The sequence below is a fragment of the Ammoniphilus oxalaticus genome, from assembly GCF_003609605.1.
GTDB classification, from domain to species: Bacteria; Bacillota; Bacilli; order Aneurinibacillales; family RAOX-1; genus Ammoniphilus; species Ammoniphilus oxalaticus.
In genome coordinates, this window is the sequence record NZ_MCHY01000001.1 from 73,310 (window position 1) to 90,552 (window position 17,243).

Here is a 17,243-nt window from a genome sequence, read left to right on the forward strand (position 1 = left end):
CAGTGAGGTGTCCATCTAATGAAAGTACTCATACTTACCGAGTCGATCGCGGGAACGGGCCATTATCAAGCAGCAAAAAATGTGGCAAAAGGAATTGCGGCTGTCTATCCGCATGCGCAAATAGAAGTAGACCAATCGTTGACTCATGTTAATCCGTTTCTAGAACGGATGACGAGCAAGCTTTATATGGGAACGATTCAACATGCCGCAAAATTGTGGGGATGGGCTTATCAACGAGAACGTGAATGGAGTTTGTTGACGAAGCAAGCGCTTCGAAAATACATAGCGAGAAAATTGCAACCCTATCTGGAAGAGCGTGGTCCCGATGTCGTCGTTAGCACACATGCTTTTTGCTTAGGGGGACTTGCGGAATTAAAGAAAAAAACGTCAAAGCCGTTTCGACTCGGGGTTGCCTTAACCGATTATTCCGTCAATCCATTTTGGATTCATTCAGAAATTGATCATTATTTTGTAGGAGCGATGGAATTAAAAAGTCGGTTGATCGATCAGTATGGCGTCTCTGAAAAAAACATTTTTGTTACGGGTATCCCGATCGATCCCTGTTATAGTCAACGACTGGACCCGATTCAAGCGCGCGTAAAATTAAATTTGCAGGGAGATCTGCCCCTTTGTCTGGTGATGGGCGGTGGACTCGGATTAGTTCCTTTCATTGAGATTTTAAAAGGACTGGCTGAGATGGACCAAAAAGTGAAAGTCTGTGTCATTACGGGAACAAACACGAAGGCAAAAGAACAGTTGGAACGGTGGTTGGAAAAAACGTCTTATCCGCATCCTGTCTATGTAAAAGAATACGTCTCCAATATGGATGAGTGGATGAGCGCTGCTGATTTATTAATTGGCAAGCCGGGCGGACTAACGGTATCTGAAGCGCTTGCTTGCGGCTTACCGCTGCTCATTTATAAGCCAATCCCCGGTCAGGAAGAAAGAAATAGTCAATTTTTAATGGACAGTCAATTGGCTCTAAGGGTGAAAAGTCAAGCCGAATTACCTCAACTGGTTGATCGCTTTCTCGCGGATCAACAGGGAGCAAGGTTGCTTAAACAACAAATTGCCAAGTACTCAATGCCAGATGCAGCTTACCAAGTGGGTAAGATTCTTTGTGGACCAGTGGAATAATTTAACATAGGCCTTCTGCGCATGATAAAACCTCTTTTGAGAAACTATATGATTACACCACTCAAGGAGGTGAAACACACATGCCAAACAACAACAACTCTAACCAACTGGTAGCGCCAGGCGCTGCTCAAGCTCTTGATCAAATGAAATATGAAATTGCTCAAGAATTTGGCGTTGAACTTGGAGCTGATCAAACTTCTCGCGTAAACGGTTCTGTGGGCGGTGAGATTACAAAGCGTCTTGTTCAATTCGCTGAACAACAATTAGCTGGTTTCCGTCAATAATAATGGAATACAACTTCCTTCATTGGATGAAAGGAAGCGAACAGGACAACCTTTGGGTTGTCCTGTTTTAATGTAGCCGTAGGCGCAGTTTGGCCCAACAAATCTGACGAAGATTCGCCGCTCTATAAGGTCTTATGATGACTTGTTGCGAATTGCTTTCATCGCCTGTTCTGGACCGAGCAAGCCAATCATTTCCAACAATTCTTTGTTGTTGAGCTGCTTTTTCTTCCCTTTTTCCATCAATTCCATTAATCTGTTTTGGTCGCTCATGGACGCCACCTCCCACTCTTAGTCTCTCCCTTTTTTAATTGAAACATGAAATAAATTACCATTTGTTCTGTCTCCTATTCATTCGACTAATCGAAGCTGGGCTCGTTCATACTAGTAAGGAGGTGGATAACATGATTTGGTTCGGATTAGCTTTGCTTGCTCTTATCGCAATCGTTTTTTTTACATCGGTAAGGATCAACTTTGAATACATCCGAAAGGCTGAAGATGACCGCATTCGCATTCGAATCGAAATTTGGGGCCTCATCAAATTAAAGTACGAAATTCCTACATTGGAATTGCAAATGTTGTTTAAGGGCGTCGGTATCAAACATAAAACAGGCGTGGCGGTAAAGCAGGAACCCGTCAAAAAGAAAAAGTTTCGACTCACGCCAAATGAGGTTCAGAACTACTATCGGAAGATTTATAAGATAAAGGATCGAATGCGTGATTTTAACGCAGTGGTGAAAGTGATGAGCAAGCAGATAAAATGTGATCGTTTGGAATGGTACAGCAAAGTAGGCGTTGGGGATGCGGCGATGACGGGGATGGTGACAGGTGGGGTCTGGGGGATTAAATCAATTGTGATCGGTCTCATCTCACGGTATACAACGCTGCAAACGGAGCCGAAAATGAATGTCATTGCCGCCTTTCAAGGAAGCGATATTAATACAGAATTACATTGCATACTCAGATTTCGAATCGGGAATATTATAATTGCAGGCACCCGAATTTTGTTTAAAATTATAAAGGGGCGTGAAGGATTATGGCAGAGCATCCTATTCAGGGCTTAATGCAAACAGCAATGGAAAACTTAAAAGAGATGGTAGATGTCAATACAATTGTCGGGGATCCCGTCGAAACGCCGGATGGAAGCATTATCCTTCCTATTTCCAAAGTAGGATTTGGTTTTGCCTCTGGAGGGTCTGATTTTGAGGTGGAAAAAGAGTCGAAAATCGGCGAGGATGTTAATCCTTTTGGCGGTGGAGCGGGTGGCGGTGTGTCAATTACGCCTGTTGCTTTCCTCGTCGTTGGTAAAAATGGCGTAAAGACGATTCCATTGGAAGGACATAATCAGATGGTCGACAAGATCATGGATTATATTCCGCAGGTGATCGATAAATTTAGCGCGAACAAAAAAGCGATTAAAAATCAAGGGGAAGATCCGTTTGATCTTCAGTAAAAGTGAAGTTTCGCTATTCGAGACAAAAAAGAGGGAGCTTAACCAATTTATTTGGTTAGCTCCCACTTTTTTTGTTTTCTTTTTATGTTATAAATGAGGTTTTAATTCGATTAACAAGTCGCCTGTTTCGATCGTGTTCCCGTTTTTAACGTGAATCGCTGCCACCACTGCGTTAAATGGAGCTTGGATCGTAGTTTCCATTTTCATCGCTTCCGTAACAATTAGATGTTCTCCTTTTTTCACTTCTTCTCCCGCTTCGACCATAACTTTAATCACTTTGCCTGGCATCGTCGCCCCGATTTCTTCTGGATGCTGCGGGTCCGCTTTACGTTTGACGACGGTGGTGACTTGCGCGGCTTGATCGCGAATCATAATTTCACGCGGCTGTCCGTTAAGTTCAAAATAAACCGTCCGATTTCCTTCCGCGTTCGGCTCTCCGATGGAAATTAACTTCACGATTAATGTTTTGCCCAGTTCAATCTCTACCGCAATCTCTTCCCCGAGGCGTAGGCCGTAAAAGAAACTTGGCGTGTCTAATCCAGCAAGACTGCCAAAACGCTCCGCTTGCGCCTCCTTGTCTAAAAAGACTTGGGGATAGAGCGTATAGGAGATGATCTCAAAGTCTGAAATCGGGCGATCCAGCTTTTCTTCAAGCTCGGCGCGCGTTTGCTCAAAATCAACAGGAGGGAGCAACTGGCCAGGTCGACAGGTAAACTGCTCTCTTCCTTTTAAGATGATGCTGCGCAATTGTTCGGGAAACCCGCCGGGTGGTTCTCCAATGAAACCTTGGAAAAACTGAACAACCGATTCTGGAAAATCGAGGCGTTCTCCACTCTCATAAATATCTTGCTCTGTTAGATCGTTTTGGACCATAAATAAAGTCATATCACCAACAATTTTGGAAGAAGGGGTGACTTTCACGATATCGCCAAACATTTGGTTCACTTGTCGGTAAGTCGTTTTGACATCATCCCACCGTTCGCCCAGCCCAACCGCCTTGGCTTGTTGGTGGAGGTTCGTATATTGCCCGCCTGGCATCTCATGCAAATAAACATCCGCCGTCGGGGCTTTCATCCCGCTTTCAAAACCCGTATAGAACTGCCTCACATCTTCCCAATAATCCGATAGCTTTTGCAGATCGGTCTCGGAAAGTTTTGTTTCCCTTGGTTGTCCATTTAACGTCGTCACTAAGCCATTCAAGCTCGGTTGCGAGGTTAAACCAGACATGGAGCTAATGGCCGCATCGACGATATCGACGCCCGCTTCATAAGCTTTCAATAAGGAGGCGAGTCCGTTTCCGCTTGAATCGTGGGTGTGCAAGTGAATTGGAATGCCAACTTCTTGTTTTAACGTATGAATCAATTTGTAAGCCGCAAACGGTTTTAAAAGCCCCGCCATGTCTTTAATACACAAAATATGCGCGCCCGTCTGTTCAAGTTCTTTCGCTAAATCAACATAATATTGTAGGGAGTATTTGTCGCGGTTTGGATCGAGAATATCCCCCGTATAACAAATCGAGGCTTCCGCAATTTTACCCGTTTGCAGGACCGTGTCGATCGATACCCTCATTCCGTCTATCCCGTTTAGCGGATCGAAAATACGGAAGACGTCAATCCCAGCTTGGGCGGATAGTTCTATAAAGCGACGGATCACATTATCCGGATAATTTGAATAGCCAACCGCATTTGAGCCGCGCAATAACATTTGGAACAACAAATTGGGGATTTGCTCCCTTAACTTTTCCAATCGTTCCCAAGGGTCTTCATTTAAAAAACGCATTGCCGTATCAAAAGTAGCCCCGCCCCACATTTCCAGAGAGAAGAAATTCGCTCCGAGTTTACCTGTTGCCTCAGCGATTGTCAGTAAATCGCGCGAGCGGACGCGTGTCGCAAAGAGGGACTGGTGGGCATCGCGAAAGGTTGTGTCTGTTATTAACAACCGATCTTGCTCGCGGATCCAGTCGATCAATGCATTCACTCCGCGTTCATCCAAAATTTGCTTTGCTCCGTTTGGAAACGGTTGGTTCACACTGACTTTTGGGATACGCGGTTGAGGAAATACAGGCTTTCGTTCCTTCAGAATTCCCGGGTGCCCATTCACTGTTGTCTCTCCAATATAGGTTAGTAGTTTTGTGCCGCGATCTTGTCTCTTTACAAATTCGAACAATTCTGGTTTGGTGTCAATGAAGGAAGTATCATATTCCCCGCTCAAAAAATCGGGGTGCTGCATTACATTTTCTAAAAAGGGGATGTTCGTTTTTACGCCGCGAATTCTAAACTCTTGCAAGGTCCGATTCATTTTATTGGCGGCTTGCTCGTAACTCATCGCCCAGGCTGAAACTTTGACTAATAGTGAATCGTAGTGGGGGGTAATGACTGCCCCTGTAAACCCTGTTCCGCCATCTAAGCGAATACCAAATCCGCCGCTTGAACGGTATGCAAGCAAACGACCCGTTTCTGGGGCAAAGTCTCGCTCAGGGTCTTCCGTCGTGACGCGACACTGAATTGCATAGCCGCGCGGGGAAATTTGAGCTTGGTCTTGAATGCCAATTTCCGGATCGGCGAGGGCATACCCTTCCGCAATGCGAAGTTGCGATTGAACGATGTCGACCCCTGTAATTAATTCGGTAATCGTATGTTCCACCTGAATGCGAGGGTTCACTTCGATAAAGTAAAACTGATGATCAGGCGTTACCAAAAACTCAACCGTCCCCGCATTGATATAGCCAGCCGCGCTCATTAGTTGCAACGCCGCTTGGTTTATTTGATTGCGTAAATCGGATGGCAAAGAGACGCTCGGCGCCACTTCGACCACTTTTTGATGTCGGCGTTGGATGGAACAGTCTCGTTCGAAAAGATGCGCGACGTGTCCATATTGATCCGCCAAAATTTGAACTTCAATATGTTTTGGATTTTCTAAATATTTTTCAATATACACTTGGGGGTTACCGAAAGCAGAGGCAGCTTCAGATCGGGCTCGCGTCAACGCTTCTTGCAATTCATCTTGCGATCTCACAATTCGCATTCCGCGTCCTCCTCCGCCCGCAGACGCTTTTACAATGATCGGGTAACCGTGTTCATTCGCAAATAACATCGCTTCTTGCAGTGTTTCAACGGGTTTTGGCGTTCCTGGAATGATCGGAATCCCCGCCGAAATGGCCATTGCTCTCGCGTCCACTTTGTCCCCAAACGTTTGAATGTGGCTCGCTTTGGGACCGATAAACACGATGTTCTCCTGTTCACAACGCAACGCGAATTCCGCATTCTCCGCCAGAAAACCATAGCCGGGATGGATTGCGTCCACATCGTGTCGTTTGGCAACTTCAATGATCGCTTCGATATCGAGGTATGCTTCAATGGGACCTTTTCCTTCGCCGATCATATACGCTTCATCCGCCTTGAAACGATGTAACGAAATGTGATCTTGTTCAGCGTAAACAGCAACCGTTCGAATGCCAAGTTCGGTACAAGCTCGAAAGATCCGAATCGCTATTTCGCTGCGATTGGCTACTAAAACTTTATTGAATTTTCTTATTCGTTTCATCAGTCGCCACTCCTCACTACTCGTTGTAATGATTAATCATGATAAGTATATCATGCGCATGTTGCTGAAAAATTTCCCTTGAGGTATACGATGTGTCAATCCGGTGAAGAATGTGTCGAGAGGTGATAGAATTGCTCTTGATCGATCGCAAACCAACTGACATCTGGAAATTACTGATTCCTCGCAAAAACATCCTGCTCGCGGAGGGTCAAGGTTTTGAAGATCTCATTTTTTATTATCGAGACAACCTTTATTTTGTTCATGAAGATGGGGCTGTCGTTGGGATGAAAAGACCACGCGAGGTTGAAAAAATAGCCCCCGATGAGTTATGGGAACTTTTATTTTATGCTAAGGATACGTTCGATTACGACGATCAAGGTCTGTTCTCGATCGGTTCAATCTTGTTAGAGATGGGTTATCTTACAGAAGTCCAACAAAACCAACGAAAAAGCTACCGAGTGGAATTGGTTGATATGTTAGATTCAAGTCGCGTCCGTTCGTTTGAATTGCAAAGTGTTTCATTTCAATATGCGTTATATCGCGCTTTGCTTGAATGCCACCTTTTAGACCTGGATGGCGGGGAAAGTGTGGAATATGAAGTGTTACAAATAGTGGAAATCAGTCAACCGCTCCAACAGATGCATACATAATGAAACACGGTCGGGGCGAACTCGGATTGTGCTGGGCGATGGGGGTCGGGCGCGCGCGATAAATAGATAACGATATAAATCTCCTACTTTAGAAGTAACAGGCTGTATCTTCTAGAGTAGGGGATTTTTCATTTCGGTCTATAAAAATGAAGTTATTCGCCCGCCATTTCCAGGCGTGTACTCCTCCGCCTGGCTCTCCGCCCCGCCGAGAAGGAAAATCATTCTGTCTAGCGAATAGGAGTTGAAGGAGATACAACGATAGTTAGGGCGCTTTTTGAAAATGGAACAGGGGGCTTTTAAAAATGAACAACCCTACGCTGATTTATCAAATAACCGAGGAAGATGAAGGAAATACGATGAAACATTTTCTTCGAAAGAAGAAGGGGCTGTCTCGTAAATTGCTGTCGCGTATGAAAAATGGGCAATCCATTTTTTTAAACGATCAGTTTACCTATTTGGACCATCCTTTAAAAGCGGGGGATACGATCCGACTCGTCATGCCAGAAGAAGAATCGGAAAATATAATCCCACAAAATTTGCCGATTCAAATTGAATACGAAGATGAAGATGTGATGGTTTTGAACAAACCCTTTGACCAGTGTGTTCACCCGACACTGCTCCATCCCGATGGGACGCTAGCGAACGGAGTCGTTCATTATTGGCGCGAGCAAGGTTTTAACCGAAAGTTTCGGGCGGTCAATCGGCTTGATCGCGATACTTCCGGATTACTGATCGTCGCCAAAAACCAATTTGCGCATCAACAACTTGCGATCGCCCAAAGTAACCAGCAAATTGAACGGTTTTATGAAGCTTTTACACACGGAATAATGGAAAAAGAGGCGGGAACAATCGCGGCGCCGATCGGAAGAAAGTCAGAATCGATCATTCGACGAGAGGTTCGCGCTGACGGACAGGAAGCGGTGACACATTATCGTTTATTAGAACGATTTGAAAATGCGAGTCATGTTCAATTGCAGCTGGAAACTGGAAGAACACACCAAATACGGGTGCATTTGAGTTTTATTGGACATCCATTAATTGGAGATGACCTGTACGGAGGAGAGAGGGATCTTTTGGAAAGACAAGCGTTGCATGCGCGTCATATTTCATTTCCGCATCCGCGCGCAGGCGATCAACTAAGCTTTTCTTCACAGTTGCCGCCAGACCTTGATCAATTGCTAAAAAAATTAAGAAAATGACATACTTTAACGCCTAAAAGTCACAAAGCGGTGAACCCTAAAAACTTGCGCTTAAACTATTATAGAGGATATATTATAATAATGTTTAGTGTCGTAAAAAGAATGAGGGGGAGACAATATGGGTACAGCCATGCTCGGATCACTTGAATCAGGCTTCATCTTCGCCCTGATGGCGCTTGGTGTTTACCTGACTTTTAGAATACTTGATTTTCCTGACCTAACGGTCGATGGGAGCTTCACAACAGGTGGTTCGGTTGCGGCGGTTTTAATTGTGAGCGGATACCCGCCATTGATCGCAACCGCGCTTGCGGTCGTCGCAGGCTTCTTTTTTGGGGCGATCACAGGGGTTTTGCATACGAAAGGAAAAATCAATGCCTTACTATCGGGGATTTTATCGATGATCGCTCTTTATTCCATTAATCTACGGATCATGGGGAAAGCGAATATTGGGCTGTTGGGCCAGGAGACGCTCATCTCACAGATTAGCGCTTGGACAGGCTCTATGAAATACTCGATTTTAATCGTAGTTGCGATCCTGGCAATTATCGTCAAAGTGGCGCTCGATTGGTTTTTGCGCACGGAAATTGGGATGGCGTTGCGCGCAACGGGAGATAATCCGCGAATGATTCGCAGTTTCTCGGCGAATACGGACAACACGATCATTATTGGCCTTGCCCTTTCCAATGGCCTTGTCGCCCTTTCAGGCGCGTTGATGGCTCAATATCAAGGGTTCTCTGACGTATCGATGGGAATCGGGATGATCATTATCGGGCTTGCTTCGGTTATCATCGGGGAAGCGATCTTCGGTAGTCGTTCCATTTGGAGAGCAACCTTCGCCGTCGTCGGCGGGGCGGTTATTTATCGTTTAGTTGTCGCCGCGGCTCTACGCTTTAAATTTGTTGAAGCATCGGATATGAAATTGATCACCGCGTTAATTGTCATTGCGGCTTTGATCGCTCCGAAGATGATTAACAATATGAAGGAAAAGAAACGGAAAGCAGCGAGAAGGAAACAGATGATCAAAGCGAACGCTTCTTTAGGAGGCGAGAAAAATGCTGAAGCTTAATAGGGTTAACAAAATATTTAACGAGGGTACAGCTGATGAAAAAATAGCATTGGAGGATGTCAACCTTGAATTAAAGCAAGGGGACTTTGTGACGATTATCGGCAGTAACGGAGCGGGTAAATCAACGCTAATGAACATCATTTCCGGCGTGTTGTTCCCTGATGAGGGACGCGTTGAAATCGGTGGGTCTGTTGTGAATCAGTTGAAGGAACACCAACGGGCTCCGTTGATCGGTCGAGTGTTTCAGGACCCGATGGCAGGAACGGCGCCAACGATGACGATTGAGGAAAACTTAGCGATGGCTTATTCTAGAAATCGACCGCGCAAGTTGCGCAAGGGCGTCACGAAAGCGCGACGGGACATGTTCCAAGAGTATTTAGAGACGCTTCATTTAGGGCTGGAAAATCGGTTAACAGCAAAGGTCGGTCTGCTGTCTGGCGGCGAGCGGCAAGCGCTCAGCCTATTGATGGCAACTTTTACCCAACCGAAAGTGCTACTGCTTGATGAGCATACCGCTGCCCTTGATCCGGCGCGGGCATCATTGATTACACAGCTCACGAAAAGAATTGTAGCTGATTCTGGTTTGACGACGTTGATGGTGACGCATAATATGCAACAAGCCATTGATTTAGGCAACCGTTTAATTATGATGGACAAAGGGATGATCATTTTAGACGTGCCGCCTGAGCAAAAGGGTTCACTTACAATTGAAAGATTATTGAAGGAATTCGAGCGTTTACGTGGCGAGAAATTCGCTAGCGATCGAGCGGTATTGGGATAATTCTTTTTTTAGGGGAGAAGACCTTACGAGAGAATAACAATTTAAAAAGGGGAGGTTCACGATGAGGAAACGTGATGATGAAAAGCGCGCAATTGATGCGGAATGGACCCCTCTAGATGATGAAAAAGAGCAAGCGTCTGGACAACAAGATAGAACGGAAGACCGCTCCGCTGATTGGCGAGATCAAGTGATATTGGAAAATGAGCATCGCCGTTTTTATGATCGGTTAAGAGCAAAAATTGAGGATTTTATTCATAAGCAAGGGCAGGGGCGGATTGATGGCGCCACACAATATATTTTGCTTGCTCCTGATTTGTTTGTCCTCTTTGCGCGGTTGATGCAAGATCGACGTGTCCCCGCTAAAACAAAGGCAATTGCGGGCGCGGTTGTAGCTTATTTCATCTCTCCTCTTGATATCATTCCTGAACTCGTATTTGGCCCATTAGGCTACCTAGACGATATTGTATTGGCCGTGTACGCGCTCAACCGAATTTTACAGCAAGTTGACCGTTCGATTATTCTTGAACATTGGAATGGGGAGGAAAACCTATTTGATGTTGTGCGGGAAGTCTTGATGAAAGCGGAAGATTTGGTGGGAAGACGCGTGTTTGCCGCAATTAAACGAAGATTCAAAAGATAAAAAAGAGCTGTCATTATGACAGCTCTTTTTTTATACGGAAACAGCAACGGGAAGCACTTCTTTAATGACAGCAATCTCATCACAAGCGGGGAATTTTGAGCAATTTATGCAATCTTTCCATACTTTATGTGGTAGAGTCTCTTTATCAACGATCCGAAATCCGCATCGGTTAAAGAATTTTTCCTCATAAGTGAGAGCCATCACGCGGCGAATATGCAGTTGACGGGCTTGTTCGCAAAGGTGTTCCACAAGCATTTTACCAAGTCCTTTCCCCGCATAGTCTGGACCGATCACAAGCGAACGAATCTCTGCTAAATCTTCCCACAAAATGTGTAAACCGCCTACACCCGCGACACGCTCAGGGTGGTCAGGATCTTCCACAACGCTAAAACAAGTTAAATTTTCACACAAGGAAAGTTTCGAACGAGGCAACATCAGGCCCTTTTCCGCGTACATGTTAATCAGCTCAACCATCGCATCGAGATCTTTTATTGTCGCTTGACGAATTTTCATTTTTATTTCCCCCACACAAACGAATAATTATTCCTATCCTTTATATAAATATACACAATGTCAGGGTCGTTTGTCTACTCCTTTAATCGACTTAAATTGCCCGATTTTGCCGAAAGCTGTCGATTAAAGTTTGTGTCTAGTTACTAATATATATGCTATTATAAAGACTGTAAATCCATTTCATTTCCTATTCTTCTCCCCGAGTTCCTTGACGCCCTGGCAATCCCAGTGGGTCTAAGGGATCGGGGAGTTTTTTTGTCTTCTGACTAATACCAGAATGTACGGTTAAAGATAGTTAAAAACGACCTGGATGTGACCAAAAACGTGACCAGTGTGACCAAATGTGTGACCAAACTTTTGAGTTACCTTATCGGTGTTGGACTGTCAATTTTTAAAATACTGCGATTATTTATATCGGTTTGGATTATTTAATTATACCAGTTAATTAACAACACAATTAAAATTAATTTTCACTTTACTTCACATCTATAGAGGGGGGATTTTTAAATTGGATAAAGATTGGGGATGAAGAGGTTTTTGAAGAGAAAATTAAATTGATCCCCGAATCGATTTAAGATTATGAATATTTCAGCGCTTTTCTCCTAAAAGACACGTGCGTCTCGAATTGGGTGGTGGCCGATATGTCCCCTGTCGTCCTTTTTTTAGCCGTAATAAAACACCCTAAATATTTCTAATTTTGGGGTGTGGTTCAAAACTTAAACTATAAGGGGGCATACTACTCTAACGTATCTATATAATTTAAAAACATGTTCTTTGATAAGGTTTTTTTCATCCTCAGATAATTCTTTTCCGGGTCCGGGTGATTCGGGTGGTTGATCCGCAGCAAGAGTAGTCACAGGTTCAAATTCCATTTCTTCTTTCGTATCGGAATAGTTTGTACTATCCCTAAATACATCATATTTAATAGAACTGTTTATGTAGGTCCCATCGTTATTATAATAATCAGCTACTTCATATAGTTTTGTGGTTTTCCCGCTTCTTGAAGAGGTTTCGTAACGCAATATCGAATTGACCTTTCTATAACCTTCTATTTCCATGAGACCTTCGCTATTGGGAGTATCCCCGAGGTAATCCATAGTAAATACTTCAATATGCTCGATGACTTGTACGCTTTCAGATGACGAACACCCCATCAAAAGTAAAGTAAGTAAACTAAATATAAAAATGTTTTTCATGATACCTCCTCGTATATTCTCATTACTAATACTGCTCTATTATACAGATTAATCCTGGTAGCTTTGTGTCAAAAAAACTGAAAAGAGCATGTTTTAAGGCCCCTCACTTCCCTTCTGAGCGGATTTTATACGGAAAGAGTATATACAAAAACGATTATCTGATATGATTTCCTTAAATAAACAAATAGAAGAGGGCCTGCGGTTTTCTGTGGTGTTGAATCGTAAGTGTATCCGATCCACAAACAAATGTTTAGAGGTGGGTATGGATTCATGGCTATCTTAGCGGGGATTGCATTTTACATTACTTTTTTATCTATTTTTGAATTAAAGAGTGGAGTTGAATCCGCAGGATACTTTTATTCAATATTAACTGATTAAATATCGTTTGTATTAAACTTGCATATATGGTGAGATAAGGCCAATTTTTTGACGCCGAACCTAGGGAACCTAATAAATCTAAAGATAAAGAGATAGTAGTAGCGCGCGCAAGGCGCGGATCCATCCTATCCAATTGTAAACTACCCTTTTGTCATTACCGAAAAGCTGTCCGAATTTAATCTTAAACCCAACCCAGCCACCTTAAAACGCTGGCTGTCTTTAGCGAACGAAGAAACGATCTTACAAGTCATGAACGAGAGTGTTGCAAGAAAAAGTATACGCAATCGGATTGCCTGGATCACAGGCGTATTGCAACAAGGATATGTTCAAGCGGATCAAACGAAAGCAAAACCGAAGAGTTATCCAAAAAAACAAATAAAACAGGATCGCGTCCCCCTTGGATCGGGGCCCAGAAACAGCGTGGTCAGTATCCCGTGGAAGAATTAACCGAAGAACAAAAGCAAGAAGCTGCGGAATGACTGGCCGCTTTGGATGCACTTGCGTACAATGACGATAAAATTAGGATTGCATAAGTAATTAGTGATGGTTTGATGAATTAGATACCTAATTTTGAACATACAGAGTTATAAGGGTTCAAAGAAAGGGGTGTGGGTTTTGGATATCGTTATTGGAGTTATATTGGCGGGATTATATTTAATTTTTCATTCTGCGGAACTTTGGTTTTCCCCCAGTAATGGAGGCGTGTTTAAGGGATTTAAAAAGAGGTTAGCCTTTGCTCTGCCTCTGTGTGTTACCTCTTTTGGAGTATGGTATTTTTTCTTTTCTTAAATGAATTTTAAAAATGTATAATCTTTGCATATAGGGTGGCAAAAGGCCGATTTTGCATCAACTTAATTTTTTTCAAAGAAATAACATTAGAATAAATGATGTTGAAAAGGAGAGTGAAACAGTATGGATCTCAATATACAGTGGGTGCTTTCTCAGCTTATTTCTTTTTTTATTCTACTAGCTATTGTCGTAGGGATTTCATGTTTTCTTATAATCCCGTTTTTCCAAAGCCGTAAAAACAAACGTGCAACAGAGTACGAAGCATTAGAACAACGTGTGCAGCAGCTGGAAGAAGAGTTGCAAAAGTAAAGTTCATTTGTATAGTTCTTGCATACAGGGAGACATAAGGTGGATTTTGTCTGGCTTGTTAAAGACGGCCCTAGAGCCGATTCTCTTGATTTCCAAGGGATTCAACCGTCTATTCGATGAGTTTGTTCATGCAGGATTTCATACATCGCCCTTTTCGGGGTGAAAACCGTCTTTATCGGCTTTTTTGAGCGCATCGGGGAGGCACAAACGGATTGGGCTCGAGTCGGAGGGTTATTAACACTGCCCGTCATGTGATTTGAGGGCCCCCTCTTCCCTTCTGAGTGGTTTTTATGCGGAAAGGGTATAAGACATGGGACAAACCTTGAAAAGGTCTCCTGCGTCCTTCTGAGTCGTTAGCACGCGGATGATTCGAGGGGGAATCCGATTAATTAAGCGGTTGTATCTTTTTTCTAGAAAAAGAACCAGGGATATTTCAACAGAGATTCCGATATCATTTTTTTAAAAAGAGGAGGGAGTTTTCGGAATGCTTAAGACTTGGAAAGGGAGAAAACAGCCATTTTTGGCACTGGATATTTTGTTGACCATTGTAATTACTCTTACCATTCTTTTTACGTTTTTTACCCCGCTACCTTTACTTCCTTTGGTGTGGGGTTTAATGGGCTTATCATTTTTGAATCAAGGAATAGAGATGTTTGTTACAAACCAACGGAGGTATTTTGTTTTAACACTATCAGCGTCGGTATTTTTCATTGCCGTATCCGTTTACCAATATTTCGGATCTGTTTAAACGTTTTTCAAAACGGAACTGGTCGAAATGCCTTTTCCTTTCGACCAGTTTATTTGGTATACCTACATACGATTGATGACTCTGTTTTTAGTGGAATTGTTCGTCTGCTCTATAGCTCCCTTCTCTCCATTGGCTAATAATGAGCGGAAAACGGGGCTGATCTCGGTAACGGTGTTACTGTGTTACTCAGTAACGCAGTAACTACGGTGGGGGAAAGGCGAGTTTTCACGAACATTGCTTGTCCAAGATATTTAAAATATTAAGGGGGGGATATAACGTGTTTAAATTAAGATGGGTGTTAGCAATAATTGCGGCAATCGCTATGTTATCAGGCTGTTCAACTAAAACTCCTATAACACCAATGGCGCTTCTGTATGATAACTCGGATGCTGGAGCGACCGATGGACATTACGTTTCAACTGAATTTGCTACACCATCAAGCAATTCCAATAACATAAATGTTTGGTTTGACAATAAAGGGGCTTCTAGTGTTACAGTAACGTTTCAGAAAAAAGGGTTCTTTGGAACATGGTCAAATGTTGGTTCTTTTGCAGTGAATGCGGGTAAAGCTGACTTTAGACAAATGGCGGGTGCAAGTGGAACCACTTACAGAATTAAAGTGGATTCGTCAATTGGTTCTCCAATAAAAGGTCATCTGAAGGCTAACCAACTTTAATTTAATTTTCTTTCCAATAGCGTGACATAACCGTTATTTTGTATGCGATTTAAACCGCGACAGGGTATAGCGTAGAGAGGGCCTTCCCTTGGATTTGTAATCCAAGAAATAGCTTTAAGAAAGTTAGGATTCAGGTTCAATAATTTGATATAATTATTTTAACTTTGAAAATATCTTAAGGGAGGTGAGTAAAAATGTTTTTGGAACTTATAAATAATGCATTTATTGACTCTTCTTTTTATTTATATTTAGGTACAATTTTGATTACATTTGGTGTTTATTATCAATTAAATAATATTTTCATTGAGAGTGATTATTTATTTTACAATAAACATCAAAACACTAAGGTTAATTTTAGCCATATGGAGACATTTGTCATTAATGAATCCATTGTAATTTGGCTTATCATAACATTTAAAAGAATAGATGAAAAAGATGATAAAGAAGACAATTCCTCCTCTTATTTTAAGAATTTGTTTAAAATAAGAGGAGGACAACTATGGAAAGAAACATTTTGTTTATAACCCTTAAAAAATATCAACTTTTAATTTTATTGCTACTATCTTTGTTCTTACTTGGGGGGTGTGGAAACAACTTCACACCTATTGATAGTTCATCGACGGGTTTCTTTGATCATTATTTTGTATATCCTTTTTCTCTTCTGATTAAAAAAGTTGCCTTTTGGTTTCAAGGTAATTATGGAATTGCTATTGTTCTCATTACAATAAGCATTCGCTTTGTGTTAATGCCTTTTTTGATCCGACAATCAAGGAGTAGTAAGGAATCACAAGATAAAATGGCAATCCTAAGGCCTGAGATCGATTTAATTCAGGAGAAATATAAAGGTAAGAAAAGTACAGAAGATCAGCTAAGTATGCAAAGAGAACTAAGTGATCTTTATAAAAAACACGATTTTAATCCAGTTAAAATGGCTACAGGATGTTTGCCACTAATTATACAGACACCTTTTCTTATAGGTTTTTATTATGCTATTAGACGAACTCCAGAAATAGCCGAACAGTCTTTTCTTTGGTTCAATCTAGGAGAAACAGATATTTTATTTGTTGTTTTGGCCGCAATTATTTACTATATCCAAGCAAGAGTTGGTCTGATCGGCTTGGAAGAAATCCAGCGTAAGCAAATGGCTATCATGGGCTTAATATCTCCGATTATGATTGGTGTTATTTCTCTGAATGTTCCAGCAGCACTGCCTTTATATTGGGCTGTAGGTGGATTATTTATGATTGTGCAGACACTTATTATAAAAAAGTATGTGTATTAAAAGATAATAGAGTAGCTAAAAGCTACTCTATTTTTATTTTTCATCGTCAAAAACAGCTTAAGTTCTTTATCTTTGGATGTTTTCGTATGGGGCCCTATCACTTGAAATTACTTGTAAATGCCGCCCGCGGGATTCAATGGCGCGTATGTACACGATTTTTTTCATGGTGGTCGATTTCAAAAAGGATGCGGTACGCCCCCACTCGTAGTCGGTAGAGTCTCGCATAGCCTTTCATCGATCGAATATCGCCGATCGGGGGACTTGAAGAAGACCTCTTAATCCTAATGCGATGCGTTCTTGAATGGCTTTTTCTTGCTTGGCTAAAAATTTAATGCTGTTTCTATGGTAAATCAACGGATAATCCGAACGCGGGTTTAACGTTCTTTCCCGTTATAAAGCCTTCCTCGCTGTCTAATTGATGAAGTTCTTCCTCTGTAAGGGGTTCGTCGTCAGGTTCCATCCGATCGATCGCATCACGATTGGGGCGTGTGTGATGAAGCGTAGAAACTTTAAATAATCATAGGCCGACTGAGATGCTTTCTTTGGCAGCACATGAATCAATTTAATTAGATCTTCTTTTCTAATCGCCATGACCCATCATC

At 42.4% G+C, this 17,243-nt stretch carries 19 protein-coding genes; 14 read left to right on the forward strand and 5 right to left on the reverse strand.

The annotated features are described in order from the left end of the window. Positions 1-18 precede the first annotated feature (18 nt). Positions 19-1,137 (forward strand): MGDG synthase family glycosyltransferase, encoded by a 1,119-nt coding sequence (locus BEP19_RS00365; protein ID WP_120187882.1) that lies wholly within the window; start codon positions 19-21, stop codon positions 1,135-1,137. 80 nt (positions 1,138-1,217) lie between these two features. Further along, positions 1,218-1,421, forward strand: a complete 204-nt coding sequence (locus tag BEP19_RS00370; RefSeq protein ID WP_120187883.1) for an alpha/beta-type small acid-soluble spore protein — start codon at positions 1,218-1,220, stop codon at positions 1,419-1,421. Positions 1,422-1,553: 132 nt separating this feature from the next. Here BEP19_RS00370 and BEP19_RS17430 read toward each other — a convergent pair whose 3' ends face one another. Then, positions 1,554-1,691, reverse strand: a complete 138-nt coding sequence (locus tag BEP19_RS17430) for a hypothetical protein (RefSeq protein WP_170145196.1) — start codon at positions 1,689-1,691, stop codon at positions 1,554-1,556. 131 nt (positions 1,692-1,822) lie between these two features. Between BEP19_RS17430 and BEP19_RS00375 the strand changes: the two genes are divergently transcribed. Next, positions 1,823-2,482 carry a DUF2953 domain-containing protein gene (locus tag BEP19_RS00375; RefSeq protein WP_120187884.1) on the forward strand — a complete coding sequence of 220 codons (660 nt, stop codon included), beginning with the start codon at positions 1,823-1,825 and terminating at the stop codon, positions 2,480-2,482. Continuing rightward, a complete protein-coding gene (ytfJ, locus tag BEP19_RS00380) occupies positions 2,455-2,871 on the forward strand; it encodes a GerW family sporulation protein (protein WP_120187885.1) in 417 nt (138 codons plus the stop codon). The genes BEP19_RS00375 and ytfJ overlap by 28 nt, the downstream gene beginning before the upstream one ends. Before the next feature lie 87 nt (positions 2,872-2,958). Here the strand turns inward: ytfJ and pyc are convergent, their stop codons facing one another. Continuing rightward, positions 2,959-6,414, reverse strand: coding sequence for a pyruvate carboxylase (gene pyc / locus BEP19_RS00385; RefSeq protein ID WP_120187886.1), 3,456 nt, complete (start codon positions 6,412-6,414; stop codon positions 2,959-2,961). A 122-nt stretch (positions 6,415-6,536) separates the two neighbouring features. On the opposite strand from pyc, the gene BEP19_RS00390 reads away from it, so the two are divergent. From BEP19_RS00390 to BEP19_RS00410, 5 genes are all read left to right on the forward strand, one after another. Next, positions 6,537-7,064, forward strand: coding sequence for a hypothetical protein (locus BEP19_RS00390; protein WP_147393750.1), 528 nt, complete (start codon positions 6,537-6,539; stop codon positions 7,062-7,064). Positions 7,065-7,366: 302 nt separating this feature from the next. Next, the gene (locus BEP19_RS00395; RefSeq protein ID WP_120187888.1) at positions 7,367-8,263 is read left to right on the forward strand and encodes an RluA family pseudouridine synthase; all 897 of its coding nucleotides are present in this window, start codon (positions 7,367-7,369) and stop codon (positions 8,261-8,263) included. A 118-nt stretch (positions 8,264-8,381) separates the two neighbouring features. Then, positions 8,382-9,329, forward strand: coding sequence for an ABC transporter permease (locus BEP19_RS00400; protein WP_120187889.1), 948 nt, complete (start codon positions 8,382-8,384; stop codon positions 9,327-9,329). After that, on the forward strand, positions 9,316-10,110 hold the full coding sequence (locus tag BEP19_RS00405; RefSeq protein ID WP_120187890.1) for an ABC transporter ATP-binding protein: 795 nt from the start codon (positions 9,316-9,318) through the stop codon (positions 10,108-10,110). Before BEP19_RS00400 ends, BEP19_RS00405 begins: the two co-directional genes overlap by 14 nt. Positions 10,111-10,171: 61 nt before the next feature. Beyond that, positions 10,172-10,750: a YkvA family protein gene (locus tag BEP19_RS00410; protein WP_120187891.1), complete on the forward strand. Its 579-nt coding sequence runs from the start codon at positions 10,172-10,174 to the stop codon at positions 10,748-10,750. 30 nt (positions 10,751-10,780) lie between these two features. On the opposite strand, the gene BEP19_RS00415 is transcribed toward BEP19_RS00410, so the two are convergent. Together BEP19_RS00415 and BEP19_RS00420 are read right to left on the reverse strand one after the other, a co-directional pair. Further along, complete coding sequence (locus BEP19_RS00415; RefSeq protein ID WP_211329282.1) at positions 10,781-11,263, reverse strand: N-acetyltransferase; 483 nt, start codon at positions 11,261-11,263, stop codon at positions 10,781-10,783. Between the two features lie 716 nt (positions 11,264-11,979). Further along, entirely contained in the window at positions 11,980-12,459 is a 480-nt protein-coding gene (locus tag BEP19_RS00420) for a hypothetical protein (protein ID WP_120187893.1), read from the reverse strand. Positions 12,460-13,749: 1,290 nt separating this feature from the next. Between BEP19_RS00420 and BEP19_RS00430 the strand changes: the two genes are divergently transcribed. The 5 genes from BEP19_RS00430 to yidC all read left to right on the forward strand — a co-directional run bounded on the left by BEP19_RS00430 (position 13,750) and on the right by yidC (position 16,641). Then, positions 13,750-13,935 carry a hypothetical protein gene (locus BEP19_RS00430; protein ID WP_120187895.1) on the forward strand — a complete coding sequence of 62 codons (186 nt, stop codon included), beginning with the start codon at positions 13,750-13,752 and terminating at the stop codon, positions 13,933-13,935. Positions 13,936-14,419: 484 nt separating this feature from the next. Continuing rightward, positions 14,420-14,683 (forward strand): hypothetical protein, encoded by a 264-nt coding sequence (locus tag BEP19_RS00435; RefSeq protein WP_120187896.1) that lies wholly within the window; start codon positions 14,420-14,422, stop codon positions 14,681-14,683. A 277-nt stretch (positions 14,684-14,960) separates the two neighbouring features. Then, the gene (locus BEP19_RS00440) at positions 14,961-15,359 is read left to right on the forward strand and encodes a hypothetical protein (protein WP_120187897.1); all 399 of its coding nucleotides are present in this window, start codon (positions 14,961-14,963) and stop codon (positions 15,357-15,359) included. Positions 15,360-15,553: 194 nt separating this feature from the next. Further along, positions 15,554-15,883, forward strand: a complete 330-nt coding sequence (locus tag BEP19_RS00445) for a hypothetical protein (protein WP_120187898.1) — start codon at positions 15,554-15,556, stop codon at positions 15,881-15,883. Beyond that, a complete protein-coding gene (yidC, locus tag BEP19_RS00450) occupies positions 15,859-16,641 on the forward strand; it encodes a membrane protein insertase YidC (RefSeq protein WP_120187899.1) in 783 nt (260 codons plus the stop codon). Before BEP19_RS00445 ends, yidC begins: the two co-directional genes overlap by 25 nt. A 411-nt stretch (positions 16,642-17,052) precedes the next feature. Here the strand turns inward: yidC and BEP19_RS00460 are convergent, their stop codons facing one another. Further along, on the reverse strand, positions 17,053-17,232 hold the full coding sequence (locus BEP19_RS00460; protein ID WP_245983167.1) for a hypothetical protein: 180 nt from the start codon (positions 17,230-17,232) through the stop codon (positions 17,053-17,055). Positions 17,233-17,243 lie beyond the last annotated feature (11 nt).